This is a genomic window from Arthrospira sp. PCC 8006, from assembly GCF_046480465.1.
In the GTDB taxonomy this organism is placed as follows: domain Bacteria; phylum Cyanobacteriota; class Cyanobacteriia; order Cyanobacteriales; family Microcoleaceae; genus Limnospira; species Limnospira platensis.
Genome location: NZ_PKGG01000674.1, coordinates 1 through 235 on the forward strand (window position 1 = coordinate 1; position 235 = coordinate 235).

Genomic DNA, 235 nt, shown 5'->3' on the forward strand with positions numbered 1-235 from the left:
TGGGCGTGACGCTGCTCGACGATGCACCGATCTTCCGCACGCGCGGCCATGCGCCGGGCACGAAGGGCGGCCGGCCACAAGCCAGCGTGCCCTACACCAAGAATCGGCTGAGCGAGGATTTCGCGGACGTGCGAGCGCTGGTCATGGGCGCCGATGAAAAGCGGATGCTGATGGACATGCGCCGATCGGGCGCGGTCGAGGCCAATGCGGGCGGCGGATCGGTCGAGGCGCTGTC

General features: G+C 68.9%; 1 protein-coding gene. It reads left to right on the forward strand.

All coding sequences use genetic code 11. The features are described 5' to 3' along the window. A partial coding sequence (locus B9T16_RS29825) for a hypothetical protein (protein ID WP_410246510.1) occupies window positions 1–235 on the forward strand: 235 nt, incomplete at both ends.